The sequence below is a fragment of the Albidovulum marisflavi genome (genome assembly GCF_025751435.1).
GTDB lineage: Bacteria > Pseudomonadota > Alphaproteobacteria > Rhodobacterales > Rhodobacteraceae > Albidovulum > Albidovulum marisflavi.
Map to the genome: position 1 here is coordinate 180,783 of NZ_JAOWKY010000001.1, position 13,786 is coordinate 194,568.

Consider the following 13,786-nt stretch of genomic DNA (forward strand, 5'->3'; position numbering starts at 1 on the left):
ATGCCGGAACTGACAAGCGGGGCGACGGTCCTGATCCTGACGGCGCTTCTGGGCTATCTGCTTGGCTCCGTTCCCTTCGGCCTTGTGATCACCAGGGCGTTGGGCCTGGGCGACGTGCGCAAGATCGGGTCCGGCAACATCGGTGCGACGAACGTGCTGCGCACCGGCAGCAAGCCAGCCGCGTTTGCCACGCTGATCCTCGACGGCGGCAAGGGCGCGGTCGCGGTGCTGATCGCGCGCGCGCTGGCGGGCGGGGACGCGGCCCAGATCGCCGGGCTTGCCGCCTTTCTGGGCCACCTCTACCCGGTCTGGCTGAGATTCAAGGGCGGCAAGGGTGTTGCGACCTTTCTGGGCACGGTGCTTGCCCTTGCCTGGCCCGTGGGACTTGCAGCCTGTGGCACCTGGCTGGTCGCGGCGTTGCTGACGCGGCGCTCATCCCTGGGCGCGCTGGTGTCGGCGGCGCTGTCGGCGGCCTGGGCGGTGGTCCTGGGGCATGGCGACATGGTGGTGCTGATCGTGATCCTTGCCGCGCTTGTCTTCTGGCGGCACCGGTCCAACATCGCCCGGATCATCGCCGGAGAGGAGCCCCGGATCGGGGGCAAGTGATCGGGGGCAAGTGATCGGGGAAATCTCGCCGGCGCGGGGCAACGGGCGCGGCGCCGAAAGCGGCTGGAAGGGTGCGCCGACACCCTTGCGCTGCCAATGCGTCTGCCAGACACTCGGCGCAGCGGAAACGAGGAGGGCGCGATGGATTTCTGGACTGCGGTCAAGACCTGCTTCAACAAATACGCAACCTTCAGGGGGCGCGCCACGCGGCCCGAGTACTGGTGGTTCGTCCTGTTCCTGTTCATTGCGAACATCGTTCTGAGCGTGCTGGACTTCGCGCTTTTCGGCATGCATGCGCAGTCCATGCAGCCGATTTCGACGATCTTCTCTCTGGTGACGATCCTGCCCAGCCTGGCCGCCGCCGTCCGGCGCCTGCATGACACGGGCCGCAGCGGCTGGTGGCTGCTGCTGATCTTCATCCCCATCCTGGGCTTCCTTGTCCTGATCTGGTTCCTTGCCCAGCCCAGCGAGGAAGGGGAAAACGACTTTGGCCCCGCCCCGGGCGAAGCCGGCGCGGGAACGTCTATCCCAAGGGTGAACCGTCAGTAGCTGTATTCGGCGTAGACGCGGGACAGGTCGCCCGCCCATTCGCCGTGATACTTTTCCAGAAGTTCATCGGCGGGCACCTTGCCCGTTTCGACGCTTTCCTGAAGCGCGTTCAGGAAGTGCGTCTCATTCGGTACCATGCCGCCTGCGCCGGGCTTCGCCCGCGCCTTGAGTCCGGCTTCGGCGATCGCGACGACGTCCCGTGCAAGATCCAGCATCCGAACGCCGCCCGCTTCCGCCTGAAGCGCGTCGACGGAGGCCGCGACGCGCAGCGCCTCTCTCGTCTCATCGTTCCAGTTCTTGCAGAGGTCCCAGGCGGCATCCAGAGCAGACTGGTCGTAAAGCAGGCCGACCCACAGCGCGGGCAGCGCGCAAAGGCGGCGCCAGGGGCCGCCGTCCGCGCCGCGCATCTCGATATACTTCTTGACGCGCGCCTCCGGGAAGACTGTCGTCATGTGGTCTGCCCAGTCCGACAGGGTGGGCTTTTCACCCGGCAGCGCGGGCAGTTCGCCCTTCAGGAAGTCGCGGAACGACTGGCCAAGCGCATTGATGTACTTGCCGTCGCGGTAGACGAAATACATCGGCACGTCGAGAACGTAGTCCACATAGCGCTGATAGCCCATGCCGTCCTCGAACACGAAGGGCAGCATGCCCGTGCGCGCCCCGTCCAGGTCGCGCCAGATCCGGCTGCGCCAGGACTTGTGGCCGTTGGGCTTGCCCTCGAAGAACGGGGAATTCGCGAACAGCGCGGTCGCGACGGGCTGAAGGCTCAGCGCCACGCGAAGTTTCTTGACCATGTCTGCCTCGGACGCGAAGTCGAGGTTCACCTGCACCGTGCAGGTCCGGTACATCATCTGCGTGCCATGGGTACCGACCCGGCCCATGTAGTCGGTCATCAGCCGGTAGCGCCCCTTCGGCATCATCGGCATCTGGTCATGCGTCCATTCCGGCGCCGCGCCCAGCCCGATGAACCGGGCGCCGATGCGGTCGGCGATCTCGTGCACCTCGCGCAGGTGTTCGTTCACCTCGTCGCAGGTCTGGTGAATCGTTTCGAGCGGCGCGCCCGAAAGCTCAAGCTGCCCGCCGGGTTCAAGCGAGACATTGGCGCCGTCCTTGGTCAGGCCGATGATGTTGTCCTGTTCGTAGACGGGATCCCAACCGAAACGGTCGCGCAGCCCTTCCAGCATGGCCTTGATCGAGCGCGGCCCGTCGTAGGGCAAGGGCGCCAGCGTGTCCTTGCAGTAGCCGAACTTCTCGTGCTCGGTCCCGATGCGCCAGTCATCCTTGGGCTTTTCGCCCGAGGCCATGTATTCGGCCAGTTGCTCGAAGCGTTCGATCGGACCGCCGCCGGACTGAGGAATGGACATCTGGTGGGCTCCGCCTGATTGCGCACTCAAGGCGCATAGAGGGGCGAGTTGGCAGGGTCAAGTCAAGGCCGCATGCGCGGATCTCTGCCAGAGAATCTCTGTGCCCTCGCGCGCATCGAGTGCGCGCGAAAGCGCACCCAGATCAATGCCGGGAAGCGCGGCAAAGGCATCGTGCAGCCGATCCGCCCCGGCGGCGGCAATCGGGATCAACAGAACCTGTCCATCCGCCTGCCTGAGCCGCCAGTGGCGCTTGCCGTGGATGTCGATCAGCCGGATCTCGGTCAGTTCGCGCAGCGCGACATAGCCGCCGAAGGTCGGTCCCAGATAGCCGATCTGGCCTTCGTCGATCTCGACCATGCCGGGCGCATCGACGGTTCGCGCGAAACGCAGCCGGCGCACGGCGACCGCGCCCCAGCCAAGGCCAAGCGCACCCAGCACAAGCCCGAGCGGGATAAAGACATAGCCACCCAGCCGGGTGATCCAGAGCGCGACGGCCACCAGGCCCGCGGCAAACAGGACCTCGCGCCAGCGCCACAGGCCCTTTTGCAGTTCGGGCCGTATGAAGCTCATCGCGACACTCCCTGATAGGGTGCCTGCCGGCGCGCCGGGGCCATGTCATCGAACGCCCGGATGAGCCGGGCCGCCCCGTCCGGTCCCCTCTCCCACAGGGCACCGCCTTGGGCGTAGTGCAGGCGGTCTTGCCAGATGTCGGCCCATTCCCAGCGGGTTTCCACCCGCGCGCCATCAGAGCCGATCAGGGCGTAGCGGTTGGAAACGATCGCGCGCCGCGGTTCGCCCAGGGCGAAGGACAGCTCTAACCGCCCGCCTCCCGGGACATCGCGGGCCAGTATTGCGGCGTAGCCCGCGCCGTCCAGCCGGCGCCAGCCGCGGGCCTGCATCAGCGCCGCATAGGTGTCCCCCATGTGAAAGCCGTCCGTCGAATGGGGAAAGGCGTTTGCGGGCGCTTGGTGCAGTTCACGGGTCGGCAGGGACTCGGCCGGTCCAACTCCGTTCAGCCAGAGCTGCCCGGATTCAGGAAAGCCGCCGCCGCCGCCCCAGGTGCTGTCCTGCGGCATGTGCGCGATCGAGGTGAGCCAGGGCGCCCGCGAAACAGCGGTCCACCAACGCGTCCCGCCCTTGCCCGCGAAGCAGACCAGGTGCCGCCCGTCCGGCGACAGGTCACAGCGGTGTTCGTAGATGCGACCGTGAAACCATTGACCAAGCTCGAAGCTATCGTCGTCGCGGTTCCAGCCGATGCTGGCGACCCAGCGGCTTGGCCCGCGCCTGAGGACAATCGCGGCGGCGCAGTCGCGCGCAGTGATGACGTGAAGACGCGGCGGGGTCATCTGCGCCGGGCCGCTCATTCCTGCCGCCAGTCGCCAAGCGCCGCCTGCCAGAGCACCAGCGCGGCAAGCGCTGCCGTTTCCGCGCGCAGTATCCTGGGACCAAGCGGCACCGGCCGCACGAAGGGCAAGGCGCGAAGCCGAGTGCGCTCGGCGCCGGAAAACCCGCCCTCGGGCCCGATCAGGATTGCCCAAGGTCCCGGCATTTCGTTCAGCAGGGCCTGAAGCGCCGACGACCGGCCCGCCGCGTCCTCGTCAGCCCAGAGGATCCGGCGCGCGGGGTCCCAACGCGCAAGCACCTTGGCCAAAGGTGCGATGTCGTCGACCTCGGGCAGGTGAAGCGCGCCGCACTGTTCGGCCGCCTCACGCACATGGGCTTCGGCCTTGTCGCGCCGCAGGCGTTCCGCGTTTGTGAAATCCGTCGCAACCGGCACGATCCGCGCAGCGCCAAGCTCCACCGCCTTTTCCACGATGAAGTCGGTCCGGGCCTTCTTGACCGGCGCGAACAGAAGCCAAAGGTCAGGCGCCTGCGTCTGTGCCGCCGTCTGCGCCATGCAGGACAGCGCACCCTTGCGCTTTCCCGCCTCTGCGACTTCGGCCAGCCATTCGCCGTCGCGGCCGTTGAAGACCAGGACCTGACCGCCAACGCCCTGCCGCATCACACCGAAAAGGTAATGCGCCTGCGCCTCGTCCAGGGGAACCGATTGCCCCGGGCCAAGCGGATGGTCTACACAAAGTCTGATCTTAGCTGACGACATGAGGCCGAACTTATGACCCCGACCGAGCAAAAGCCAGAGCCCGGCGGGCAGGTCTCTGATGCGGTTCGGGGAAACTGGGTCGACCGGTTCGCCCCGGAGTTCAGCCGGCCCTACCTGAGGCTCAGCCGGGCCGACCGCCCGATCGGGACATGGCTGCTGCTGCTTCCCTGTCTTTGGGGGCTGGCACTTGCTGCCGCGGTGGACGGCTGGCGGCTTTTCGACCTGTGGATCGCGATCGGCTGCGGGCTTGGCGCCTGGCTCATGCGCGGGGCGGGCTGCACCTGGAACGACATCACCGACCGCGACTTCGACGCGGCCGTGGCGCGCACGCGGTCGCGCCCGATTCCATCGGGTCAGGTCACGGTGAAACAGGCCGTGGCCTGGATGTTCGCGCAGATGGCGCTGGCCGGGCTGATCCTTCTGACCTTCGACTGGACCGCGGTTCTGCTGGGGGTATCGTCGCTGGGCATCGTGGCGCTTTATCCCTTTGCCAAGCGCTTCACCTGGTGGCCGCAGGCGGTCCTGGGGCTGGCCTTCAACTGGGGCGTTCCGGTTGCCTGGGCCGCGCATTCGGGCGACTGGCCCGGCCTTCCCGCCTGGCTGCTCTATGCCTCGGGGATCGCGTGGACGCTTTTCTACGATACGATCTACGCACATCAGGACAAGGAGGACGACGTGCTGATCGGCGTGAAGTCCACGGCCCGGCTTTTCGGCGCGGACACCGGCAAGTGGCTGGCGCGATTCCTGGTCGCCGCGGTGACGCTGATGGGCCTTGCGGTGCTGCTGGCGCTTGGTCCGGGATCGGGCGTGCTGGCGCTGATCGTCGCCCTGGCGGCGCCCTGGGCGCTTGGATGGCACCTGTTCTGGCAGATTTCGCGCCTTGACATCGATGATCCCGAAAACTGTCTCAGGCTGTTTCGAACGAACCGGAATGCCGGACTGCTGCCTGCGCTGTTTCTTGCCTGTGCCGGGTTCCTCTGATTGATCCGCCCCCCGACGGGCCGTAAGAGAGAGCGTTCAATTACCCAGCGAGGTTTTCCGCCGGATGAAGTTGTCCCCCAAAACGATCGGCGCGGGCGTATTCGCAGCGGCGGCGGCCCTGTCGATTCTTGCCGCGGTCTGGGCGGCCTTCGCGATCGAGCACCGTGCGGCGCGGGCCGTGCGCACGGCGCTGGACGACGGCGGCTACGACTGGGCCGAGGTGTCCGTGGACGGTCTGCAGGTGACCCTGTCCGGAATGGCGCCAAGCGAGGCCCTGCGCTTCCGCGCCCTGTCAGCGGCGGGAACCGTGGTCGACGGCCGCAGCATCGTGGACAGGATGGACGTAGTCGACCCCTCGGCGCTCGGGCTTCCGGAGTTTACGCTCGAGATCCTGCGCAACGGCGACGGGATTTCGCTGATCGGCCTTGTGCCCTCCGAAGCGGCGCACGGCGCCATCGTCGAGCGGCTGTCGGACATGGCGGGCGATGGCCAGGTGACCGACATGCTTGAAACCTCGGAACATCCGGAACCCGAGGGCTGGCAGGCCGCCGTCGATTTCGGGCTGCGCGCGATGGAGTCGCTTTCGCGCTCAAAGATCTCGGTCACGGCCGACAACGTGTCGGTGATGGCGATCTCGACCAGCGCGGTGGAAAAGGCGCGGATCGAAGCCGAACTGCGCCGCGCCAAGCCGGCAGCGCTGCAACTGAGCCTTGATATCTCGGCGCCGCGGCCGGTGATCGCGCCCTTCACGCTGCGCTTCGTCGCAGACGAGGCCGGGGCGCGCTTCGATGCCTGTTCGGCCAACAGCGAAAGGGCGCGCGATCGCATCATCGCCGCGGCGACCAGGGCCGGGATCAACGACAAGGTCACCTGCACCATCGGTCTGGGGGTACCCAGCCCCGACTGGGCGCAGGCGGTGGCGATGGGGATCGACGCGACGGCAAAGCTTGGCAAGGCCGTCATCACCTTTTCGGACGCCGACGTTTCGCTGGTCGCGGACGCTGCGGTCGCGCAGGAGCTGTTCGATCGCGTCGTTGGTGAACTGGAATCCAACCTTCCCGAAGTGTTTTCACTTCACGCCGTGCTGGCCGAGGGTGACGCCGCCAGCTCTCAGAGCGAGGGGGTGCAGGAATTCTCTGCGATCCTGAGCGAAGACGGCGGCGTCGAACTGCGCGGGCGCGTCACCGACCAGCTGGCACGCGAAGCTGTGGAAAGCTACGCGCGTTCAAGGTTCGGCGCTGCCGAGGTCTATGCTGCGACCCGGCTTGACCCGGGCTTGCCCAAAGGGTGGTCGATCCGCGTCCTTGCCGCGCTTGAGGCGCTTGGCCATCTGCAGTCCGGTCAGGTCCGGGTGCGCGCCGATCGGGTCTTCATTTCCGGCACGACGGACCAGCCCGATGCCCGCGACGACGTCGCGCGCATCCTCTCGGACAAGCTGGGCGAGGCGCAGAAGTTCCAGATCGACATCTCCTACGTGCCCGTCGTGGTGCCCGAGGTCACCCTGCCTTCACCCGAGGAATGCGTGGCGGCCATCAATTCGGCCCTGAGCGAACAGAAGATCGACTTCGAACCGGGTTCGGCCCGGATCGCGGCGTCGGCGAACGACACGCTCGACACGATCGCCGACCATCTCAGGGACTGCGCAGACGCGCAGATAGAGGTCGCCGGCCACACCGACAGCCAGGGCAGCGACGAGATGAACATGAACCTGTCCCGGTCGCGGGCGCAGTCGGTCGTTCAGGCGCTGATGGCGCGCAGGGTTCTGACCGGCAACCTGAGTGCCGTGGGGTACGGCGAAACCATCCCCATCGCGACGAACGACACCGAAGAAGGGCGCGAACAGAACCGTCGGATCGAATTCCGTCTTCTCACCGTCGCCGAAGACGGTACGGTGGTGCCCATGGCGATCGTTCCCGGCCCCGACACGCCGCGACCGAGGAAACGCCCCGAACGCGCCGGAAACGCGGCGCCTAAGACCAGCGAGTGAGGGCGGGGAGGCCCGGGACGTGAACAGGACAGACTTCATCATCGCCACGGCGATTGTTCTATTCCTGGCCTTTCTGCTGGGATGGTTCGCATCCTGGCTGCTGCATCGCCTGACGCGGGTCACGCACGCCGGCATGGGCGAGCTGGAACAGATGGCGCACGAACTTCACGAGGCAGAGGAAGCCAGGGACAGATCCCTGGCCTACATGGAAGAGCGCGAACTGGAACTGACGCGCAAGCTTTCGCAGTGCGAGGCCGAACTGCGCGCCGCGATGGAGGGACTTCGCATGGCGCGCGCCGAGGCGGAAGAACTGCGCGACTACATCGAACGGAGCAACGCCGCAGGCTGAATCGCCAGCCTACCAGCGATCAAGCGCCGCCTCGTCATCATCCTTTGCCTGGACCCATTCGGCCCCATCCGGGCCGAATTCCTTCTTCCAGAAAGGCGCGCGGGATTTCAGGTAGTCCATCAGGAACTCCGCCGCCTCGAACGCGGCCTTGCGGTGCCGCGCGGCCGTCGCGACCATCATGATCGCATCGCCCGGCGCCAACGGTCCGTAGCGGTGAATGATCAGAAGATCGGACAGCGACCAGCGCGCGCGTGCATCTTCGGCGATCTTGGCAAGCGCCTTTTCTGTCATGCCGGGATAATGCTCGATCTCCATCCGCGACATCCCGTCCGCGCCGCGAACCAGGCCCAGGAACGTCACCACCGCGCCCGCACGGCCGTCGCCCTGGCCAAAGCGCCCGCATTCCGCGCCGAAATCGAAGGGTGCAGCCTGAACGCGTATATCCACTCTAGCCCCCCGTCATCGGCGGGAAGAACGCGACCTCCCTCACCCCTTTGAGCGGCGCCGAGAAATCCGACAGCTCCTGGTCCAGCGCCACGCGAAGGGCGCGCAGGTCGGAAAAGGCCAGCGCATAGCGGTCTTCGCGCGCCTTCAGCTCTTCGATCAGCTCGGCCACGGTGGCCGCGTCCGTTTCAACCCTCTCGCGCGGCAGCCCGATGCGTTCGCGCACCCATGCAAAGTAAAGAACGTCGATCATTTCTCGTCCTTCAGGAACGGCAGGGCTTTCCGGAAATATTCCCAGCCGGTCAGGAACGTCAGAAGCGCGGCGACCCAGATCACCGCAAGCCCGATCATCGTCGCGACCGAGGAACAGCCACGCGCCCCGCAACTGCGGATCGGATCGGCCAGCCCCTGCGTGACAAGTTCGGCGTACTGGTCGGGGGTCAGACCGCGCCGCGCGATGCCCTCAAGATGCTCCAGACCCGTGCCAAGGAACAGGATGGCTATCGCGATCATCTGCGCGGTCGTCTTCCACTTGGCCAGCTTGGTGACCTTCAGCAGCGCGGCCTGGTTGCCCAGGAACTCTCGCAGACCAGACACGAAGACCTCGCGGAACAGGATCACGGTCGCGGGCAGGATGAGCCAGGGGTTCATCCCGGAATAGCCGGTGATGACCATGATCGCGATCACGACCATCGCCTTGTCCGCGATGGGATCCAGCATCGCCCCGAACTTGGATTCCTGCTTCCACTGCCGCGCAAGATAGCCGTCGAAATAGTCGGTGACCGCCGCGGTCACGAAAAGCGCGAGCGCGAACCAGTCGGCCCACGGCCGGTGGAAGTACAGGAACATGATCGCCACGCCCGGCGCGGCGAGAAGGCGCAAGACCGTCAATATGTTCGGGATCGTCCACTTCATGGCTGGCAACCTAACCGCAGCGGAACGCGGGGGGAAGGGGGATCAGATCACCGCCTCGCGGATTTGCGGAAACGCAAGATGGGCTCAGAACGTGGGCGGCGTGCAGGCCGACACAACCACGCATTCCTCGGGACCCGGATTGTGGAAACGGTGCGGGGTGCGGCTGTTGAACAGATAGCCATCGCCCGCCTCAAGCAACTGGGTTTCCGATCCGACGGTCACGCTGATGCGGCCCGACAACACGATCCCCGCCTCTTCGGCATCGTGACTGTAAAGCTCGGGGCCCGTGTCCGCGCCCGGCGCGTAGGTTTCGTGAAGCATCTGGATCGGGCTTGCCCCGGGGCGCCCGATCTGCCGGAAGTTCACGCCGCCTTCGGCTTCCCCGCGCTTGGCCGAGGGCGTGATTTCGCGCAGCTCGTGCTTGCGGAAGTACCATTTGGGTCCGCTTTCCTCGGGCGTCGCGAAGAAGTCGCTCAGCGTGATGTCGAGCCCCACGAGTATCTTCTTGAGCGTCGCGATCGACGGGCTGGTCCGGTTCTGCTCGATCAGCGATATCATGCCGCTTGTCACGCCGGTCACGGCGGCAAGCTGGCGCTGCGACATCCGGCGGCGCTCGCGCTCTTCCTTCAGCCGTGCCCCGGTATCAAAGTCCATTTCGCTTCTCCGCGACACAGCGACCTGCTGGCCGCTTCTCATAATGATAAATTTATTAGGCATCAATTCGCAATATTGATCAACGCCGCCCTCCGCTGTAAGGATGCCGCCAAAGTTCGCCAAGGAGGCTGCAATGCAGAACGCCGAGATCGAAGCCCGCCGCAAGTCCGCCATGTCGCGCGGCGTCGGCGTCATGACCCAGATTTTCGTGGACAAGGCGGAAAACGCCGAGATCTGGGACAAGGAAGGCAACCGCTACATCGACTTCGCCGCTGGTATCGCGGTGGTCAACACCGGTCACCGCCATCCCAAGGTGATCGAGGCGGTGAAGGATCAGCTGGACCACTTCACCCATACCTGTCACCAGGTCGTGCCCTATGAAAACTATGTCCGGCTGGCCGAGCGGCTGAACACCATCGTCCCGATCTCGGGCGAGAAAAAGTCGATCTTCGTCACCACCGGCGCCGAGGCGGTTGAAAACGCCGTCAAGATCGCCCGCGCCGCGACCGGCCGCCAGGCCGTCGTCGCTTTCACCGGCGCCTTCCATGGCCGGACCTTCATGGGGATGGCGCTGACCGGCAAGGTGGTGCCCTACAAGGTGGGCTTCGGCGCGATGCCGAACGATGTGTTCCACGTCCCGTTCCCGGTCGGCCTGCACGGTGTTTCGGTGCAGCAGTCGCTTGACACGCTGAACTACCTCTTCAAGGCCGATGTCGACCCCAAGCGCGTGGCCGCGATCATCGTCGAGCCCGTGCAGGGCGAGGGCGGCTTCTATGAAGCGCCACGCGACTTCTTCAAGGCGCTGCGCGCGATCTGCGACGAACACGGCATCCTCCTGATCGCCGACGAGGTGCAGACCGGCTTTGCCCGCACCGGCAAGATGTTCGCGATGGAACATCACGATGTGGAACCCGACCTGATGACCATGGCCAAGGCGCTGGCGGGCGGCTTCCCGCTGGCCGCCGTCACCGGCCGCGCCGAGGTCATGGACGCCCCCGCGCCGGGCGGACTGGGCGGCACCTACGGCGGGAGCCCGATGGGGATCGCCGCGGCCAACGCGGTCCTCGACGTGATCGAGGAAGAGGGCCTGTGCGACCGCGCCAACCAGTTGGGCTCGCGCCTGAAGCAGCACCTTGAATCGCTGCGCGGCGACATTCCCGAAATCGTCGACATCCGCGGACCCGGTTTCATGAACGCGGTCGAGTTCAACGATGCGACGACCGGCAAGCCTTCGGCGGATTTCGCCAACAAGGTACGGACCGAGGCGCTGAAGCGCGGGCTTCTGCTGCTGACCTGCGGCGTGCACGGCAACGTCATCCGCTTTCTGTCGCCGCTGACAATCCAGGACGACGTCTTCACGGAAGCGCTTGGCAAGCTGGAAGAGGCGATGCGCGCGGCGCGCGCGGCCTGATGAGGCACCTTCAAGACAAACCGGCCGCCCCAGGGGCGGCCGTTTTCCTTTTGAGCGCCCTCAAAGATCGAAGGACGCGAAGACCGGCGCGTGATCCGAGGGCTGTTCCCACCCCCGCGCGGCACGCAGGACGCGGCTGCCGTGGGCGGCGTTCGATATGTCCGGCGTGGCCCAGACATGATCCAGCCGACGGCCCTTGTCGGCGGCGTCCCAGTCCGGGGACCGGTAGGACCACCAGCTGTATAGCAACCCCTCCGGGATGTCCTGCCGGGTCACGTCCACCCATTTGCCCGCGTCGATCGCCTCGTTCAGAAGCGCGGTTTCCACCGGTGTGTGGCTGACGATCTTGAGAAGCTGCTTGTGGTTCCAGACGTCATCCTCGCGCGGGGCGATGTTCAGGTCTCCGACCAGGATGGATTTCTCGGGCCTGTCCCGGTGCGCCCAATCCCGCATCGCCGCGACGTAGTCGAGCTTCTGCCCGAACTTCTCGTTCGCCGCACGGTCAGGAATGTCGCCGCCGGCGGGAACGTAGAAGTTGTGGATGGTGACTCCGTTCTCCAGTTGCGCAGCGACGTGGCGGGCATGGCCCAGGTCGGCGAAGTCAAAGGCCGCGACCTCTTTCAACGGCAGTTTGGACAGGATCGCGACCCCGTTGTAGCCCTTCTGCCCCCGCGCCACCATGTGGGTGTAGCCCAACGCGCCGAACGCCTCGGTCGGGATCTTGTCGACAGGGCTCTTGCATTCCTGAAGGCAAAGCACGTCCGGCAACTCCTCGGACAGGAGCTTGGCCACAAGCCCTTCGCGCAGGCGGACCGAGTTGATGTTCCAGGTGGCGAGCGTGAAGGGCATCTTGATCTCCTGTTCTTGCGGCGCGACCATAGCTGCCCCACCCGCGGGCGGCAATGCGCCGGTCCTTTCCGCCGGGCCTTGAAGGAGCCCGGCATCGCGTGCGAGACCTGACGGGCAATCAATGGAGTGCCTCATGCGTCTGGCCGCAATCCTTCTGTCGCTTGTCCTTGCCCTTCCCGCCCAGGCCCGGCCCCTGACCGGGTCCGAGGCCGAGACCCTGTCCGTGTCCGTCGACGCCTACCTCGAGGCGATCGGAGCGGGAAGTGCCGAAAAGATCGTGGCCTCGATGCCGCCGCGGATCCTGAATGTCTTCGCGGGATCGACAGGGGTCGAGACATCAAAGCTGACGCAGGTTCTGACCGAACAGACCGAGTCCCTGATGAAGGGCACCCGGTTCAGCAACCTGGCCGCCGGGAAATCGACCCTGAAAGCCGAGGACGGTGTGATGCCCGACGGCAGCACCGTGACCTGGGTGCTGATCCCCACGCGGTTCACCGCCACCGCGAACGGCACGTCCACGATCAACGAACAGCCGCTGCTGGCGGTTCAGGAAGACGGCACCTGGTACTTCCTGCGCGTCGACGGACCCGAGCGGCAGCAGCTTGCCGCCATCGCCTATCCGTTCCTTGCCGGCGTCACGATGCCGGAGTCGACCGTGCGGCCCGCGCCCTGAGGACATTCCCCAAAGTCAAAAAAAGACCCGGGCAGTGCCCGGGTCAGTCCAACAGGGAGGATGCCGCCTCATGACCCCGAAGCGGCGAGGGGATTCGATTGTTTACGCCACCAGCCTATATCCACCACTTTCCGTAACAAGAAGGCGAGCGTTTGACGGATCTGGTTCTATTTTTTGTCTCAAACGATAAATGTGTGTTTCCAAAGTGTGTGTAGTCACACCGGCGTTGTATCCCCAGACCTCATGCAGAAGCACATCCCGTGGCACCACGCCTTCGGACGCGCGGTAAAGAAACTTCAGGATATTGGTTTCCTTCTCGGTCAGGCGGATCTTGCGGTCCTTTTCGTCGATCAGCATCTTCATCGCCGGCTTGAAGGTGTAGGGCCCCAACTGAAACACGGCGTCCTCGGACTGTTCATGGGTACGAAGCTGCGCCCTCAGACGGGCCAGAAGCACCGGGAACTTGAAGGGCTTGGCGACATAGTCGTTTGCGCCCGCGTCCAGTCCCAGGATCGTGTCGGCGTCACTGTCATGCCCCGTCAGCATGACGATCGGGCACTTCACCCCCTGCTTGCGCATCCGCTTGCAAAGCTCACGCCCGTCGGTGTCGGGAAGGCCCACATCCAGGATCGCCAGGTCGTAGATTCCCTCCTTGACCTTGTCGATCGCCTCGGCGCCCGTGGCGGCTTCGAAGACATCGAAGTCTTCGGTCATCACCAGTTGTTCTGCCAAAGCTTCCCGCAGGTCGTCGTCATCATCGACCAGAAGAATTTTCTTGAGGTTGACCAAGGCGTGCCCTCCATTTCATTTCCCTTCAGATGCGGCCAGACCTGAACATCGGCAAGGTTTGCAACAGGTTTTCACACGGAGTTGTGGGTAGTCGGGGAAATGTTTCAATTTGCT

17 protein-coding genes are annotated in these 13,786 nt (G+C 65.4%); 7 read left to right on the forward strand and 10 right to left on the reverse strand.

The genetic code is table 11. From position 1 onward, the window contains the following. Positions 1 to 606: a glycerol-3-phosphate 1-O-acyltransferase PlsY gene (gene plsY / locus OEW28_RS00915; protein ID WP_263732852.1), complete on the forward strand. Its 606-nt coding sequence runs from the start codon at positions 1 to 3 to the stop codon at positions 604 to 606. Between the two features lie 141 nt (positions 607 to 747). Further along, positions 748 to 1,155, forward strand: a complete 408-nt coding sequence (locus OEW28_RS00920) for a DUF805 domain-containing protein (RefSeq protein WP_263732853.1) — start codon at positions 748 to 750, stop codon at positions 1,153 to 1,155. On the opposite strand, the gene OEW28_RS00925 is transcribed toward OEW28_RS00920, so the two are convergent. From OEW28_RS00925 to OEW28_RS00940, 4 genes are read right to left on the reverse strand one after another with little or no spacing between them, the layout of a single operon-like run. Further along, on the reverse strand, positions 1,149 to 2,519 hold the full coding sequence (locus tag OEW28_RS00925) for a glutamate--cysteine ligase (RefSeq protein ID WP_263732854.1): 1,371 nt from the start codon (positions 2,517 to 2,519) through the stop codon (positions 1,149 to 1,151). The genes OEW28_RS00920 and OEW28_RS00925 overlap by 7 nt on opposite strands. A gap of 57 nt (positions 2,520 to 2,576) precedes the next feature. Then, positions 2,577 to 3,089: a hypothetical protein gene (locus tag OEW28_RS00930; RefSeq protein WP_263732855.1), complete on the reverse strand. Its 513-nt coding sequence runs from the start codon at positions 3,087 to 3,089 to the stop codon at positions 2,577 to 2,579. After that, a complete protein-coding gene (locus tag OEW28_RS00935) occupies positions 3,086 to 3,865 on the reverse strand; it encodes a hypothetical protein (RefSeq protein ID WP_263732856.1) in 780 nt (259 codons plus the stop codon). Before OEW28_RS00935 ends, OEW28_RS00930 begins: the two co-directional genes overlap by 4 nt. A gap of 14 nt (positions 3,866 to 3,879) precedes the next feature. After that, a complete protein-coding gene (locus OEW28_RS00940) occupies positions 3,880 to 4,620 on the reverse strand; it encodes a 16S rRNA (uracil(1498)-N(3))-methyltransferase (RefSeq protein ID WP_263732857.1) in 741 nt (246 codons plus the stop codon). 12 nt (positions 4,621 to 4,632) lie between these two features. Between OEW28_RS00940 and ubiA the strand changes: the two genes are divergently transcribed. The 3 genes from ubiA to OEW28_RS00955 all read left to right on the forward strand — a co-directional run bounded on the left by ubiA (position 4,633) and on the right by OEW28_RS00955 (position 7,937). Continuing rightward, the gene (gene ubiA, locus OEW28_RS00945; RefSeq protein WP_263732858.1) at positions 4,633 to 5,601 is read left to right on the forward strand and encodes a 4-hydroxybenzoate octaprenyltransferase; all 969 of its coding nucleotides are present in this window, start codon (positions 4,633 to 4,635) and stop codon (positions 5,599 to 5,601) included. 64 nt (positions 5,602 to 5,665) lie between these two features. Beyond that, positions 5,666 to 7,588, forward strand: a complete 1,923-nt coding sequence (locus tag OEW28_RS00950) for an OmpA family protein (RefSeq protein WP_263732859.1) — start codon at positions 5,666 to 5,668, stop codon at positions 7,586 to 7,588. A 19-nt stretch (positions 7,589 to 7,607) separates the two neighbouring features. Then, positions 7,608 to 7,937, forward strand: coding sequence for a hypothetical protein (locus tag OEW28_RS00955; RefSeq protein ID WP_263732860.1), 330 nt, complete (start codon positions 7,608 to 7,610; stop codon positions 7,935 to 7,937). 9 nt (positions 7,938 to 7,946) lie between these two features. Here the strand turns inward: OEW28_RS00955 and OEW28_RS00960 are convergent, their stop codons facing one another. From OEW28_RS00960 to OEW28_RS00975, 4 genes are all read right to left on the reverse strand, one after another. Next, positions 7,947 to 8,384 carry a molybdenum cofactor biosynthesis protein MoaE gene (locus OEW28_RS00960; protein WP_263732861.1) on the reverse strand — a complete coding sequence of 146 codons (438 nt, stop codon included), beginning with the start codon at positions 8,382 to 8,384 and terminating at the stop codon, positions 7,947 to 7,949. Position 8,385: 1 nt separating this feature from the next. Next, positions 8,386 to 8,634, reverse strand: a complete 249-nt coding sequence (moaD, locus tag OEW28_RS00965) for a molybdopterin converting factor subunit 1 (protein ID WP_263732862.1) — start codon at positions 8,632 to 8,634, stop codon at positions 8,386 to 8,388. Beyond that, positions 8,631 to 9,296, reverse strand: coding sequence for a CDP-diacylglycerol--glycerol-3-phosphate 3-phosphatidyltransferase (gene pgsA, locus OEW28_RS00970; protein ID WP_263732863.1), 666 nt, complete (start codon positions 9,294 to 9,296; stop codon positions 8,631 to 8,633). The genes moaD and pgsA overlap by 4 nt, the downstream gene beginning before the upstream one ends. Before the next feature lie 84 nt (positions 9,297 to 9,380). After that, entirely contained in the window at positions 9,381 to 9,950 is a 570-nt protein-coding gene (locus OEW28_RS00975) for a cupin domain-containing protein (RefSeq protein WP_263732864.1), read from the reverse strand. A gap of 133 nt (positions 9,951 to 10,083) precedes the next feature. Between OEW28_RS00975 and OEW28_RS00980 the strand changes: the two genes are divergently transcribed. Then, positions 10,084 to 11,361 (forward strand): 4-aminobutyrate--2-oxoglutarate transaminase, encoded by a 1,278-nt coding sequence (locus OEW28_RS00980; RefSeq protein ID WP_263732865.1) that lies wholly within the window; start codon positions 10,084 to 10,086, stop codon positions 11,359 to 11,361. Between the two features lie 60 nt (positions 11,362 to 11,421). Here OEW28_RS00980 and OEW28_RS00985 read toward each other — a convergent pair whose 3' ends face one another. Then, positions 11,422 to 12,210, reverse strand: coding sequence for an exodeoxyribonuclease III (locus OEW28_RS00985; RefSeq protein ID WP_263732866.1), 789 nt, complete (start codon positions 12,208 to 12,210; stop codon positions 11,422 to 11,424). Between the two features lie 133 nt (positions 12,211 to 12,343). Here OEW28_RS00985 and OEW28_RS00990 point away from each other — a divergent pair, with 133 nt between their 5' ends. Next, a complete protein-coding gene (locus OEW28_RS00990) occupies positions 12,344 to 12,883 on the forward strand; it encodes a hypothetical protein (RefSeq protein WP_263732867.1) in 540 nt (179 codons plus the stop codon). A 102-nt stretch (positions 12,884 to 12,985) separates the two neighbouring features. On the opposite strand, the gene OEW28_RS00995 is transcribed toward OEW28_RS00990, so the two are convergent. Further along, entirely contained in the window at positions 12,986 to 13,672 is a 687-nt protein-coding gene (locus tag OEW28_RS00995; protein ID WP_263732868.1) for a response regulator transcription factor, read from the reverse strand. Between the last annotated feature and the right edge of the window lie 114 nt (positions 13,673 to 13,786).

Coding starts and splice junctions, on each gene's coding strand:
- OEW28_RS00920 (WP_263732853.1), top strand. CDS start 748: ATGGATTTCTGGACTGCGGTCAAGACCTGCTTCAACAAATACGCAACC.
- OEW28_RS00940 (WP_263732857.1), bottom strand. CDS start 4,620: ATGTCGTCAGCTAAGATCAGACTTTGTGTAGACCATCCGCTTGGCCCG.
- OEW28_RS00950 (WP_263732859.1), top strand. CDS start 5,666: ATGAAGTTGTCCCCCAAAACGATCGGCGCGGGCGTATTCGCAGCGGCG.
- OEW28_RS00985 (WP_263732866.1), bottom strand. CDS start 12,210: ATGCCCTTCACGCTCGCCACCTGGAACATCAACTCGGTCCGCCTGCGC.
- moaD (WP_263732862.1), bottom strand. CDS start 8,634: ATGATCGACGTTCTTTACTTTGCATGGGTGCGCGAACGCATCGGGCTG.
- ubiA (WP_263732858.1), top strand. CDS start 4,633: ATGACCCCGACCGAGCAAAAGCCAGAGCCCGGCGGGCAGGTCTCTGAT.
- pgsA (WP_263732863.1), bottom strand. CDS start 9,296: ATGAAGTGGACGATCCCGAACATATTGACGGTCTTGCGCCTTCTCGCC.
- OEW28_RS00930 (WP_263732855.1), bottom strand. CDS start 3,089: ATGAGCTTCATACGGCCCGAACTGCAAAAGGGCCTGTGGCGCTGGCGC.
- OEW28_RS00925 (WP_263732854.1), bottom strand. CDS start 2,519: ATGTCCATTCCTCAGTCCGGCGGCGGTCCGATCGAACGCTTCGAGCAA.
- OEW28_RS00935 (WP_263732856.1), bottom strand. CDS start 3,865: ATGACCCCGCCGCGTCTTCACGTCATCACTGCGCGCGACTGCGCCGCC.
- OEW28_RS00975 (WP_263732864.1), bottom strand. CDS start 9,950: ATGGACTTTGATACCGGGGCACGGCTGAAGGAAGAGCGCGAGCGCCGC.
- OEW28_RS00990 (WP_263732867.1), top strand. CDS start 12,344: ATGCGTCTGGCCGCAATCCTTCTGTCGCTTGTCCTTGCCCTTCCCGCC.
- plsY (WP_263732852.1), top strand. CDS start 1: ATGCCGGAACTGACAAGCGGGGCGACGGTCCTGATCCTGACGGCGCTT.
- OEW28_RS00980 (WP_263732865.1), top strand. CDS start 10,084: ATGCAGAACGCCGAGATCGAAGCCCGCCGCAAGTCCGCCATGTCGCGC.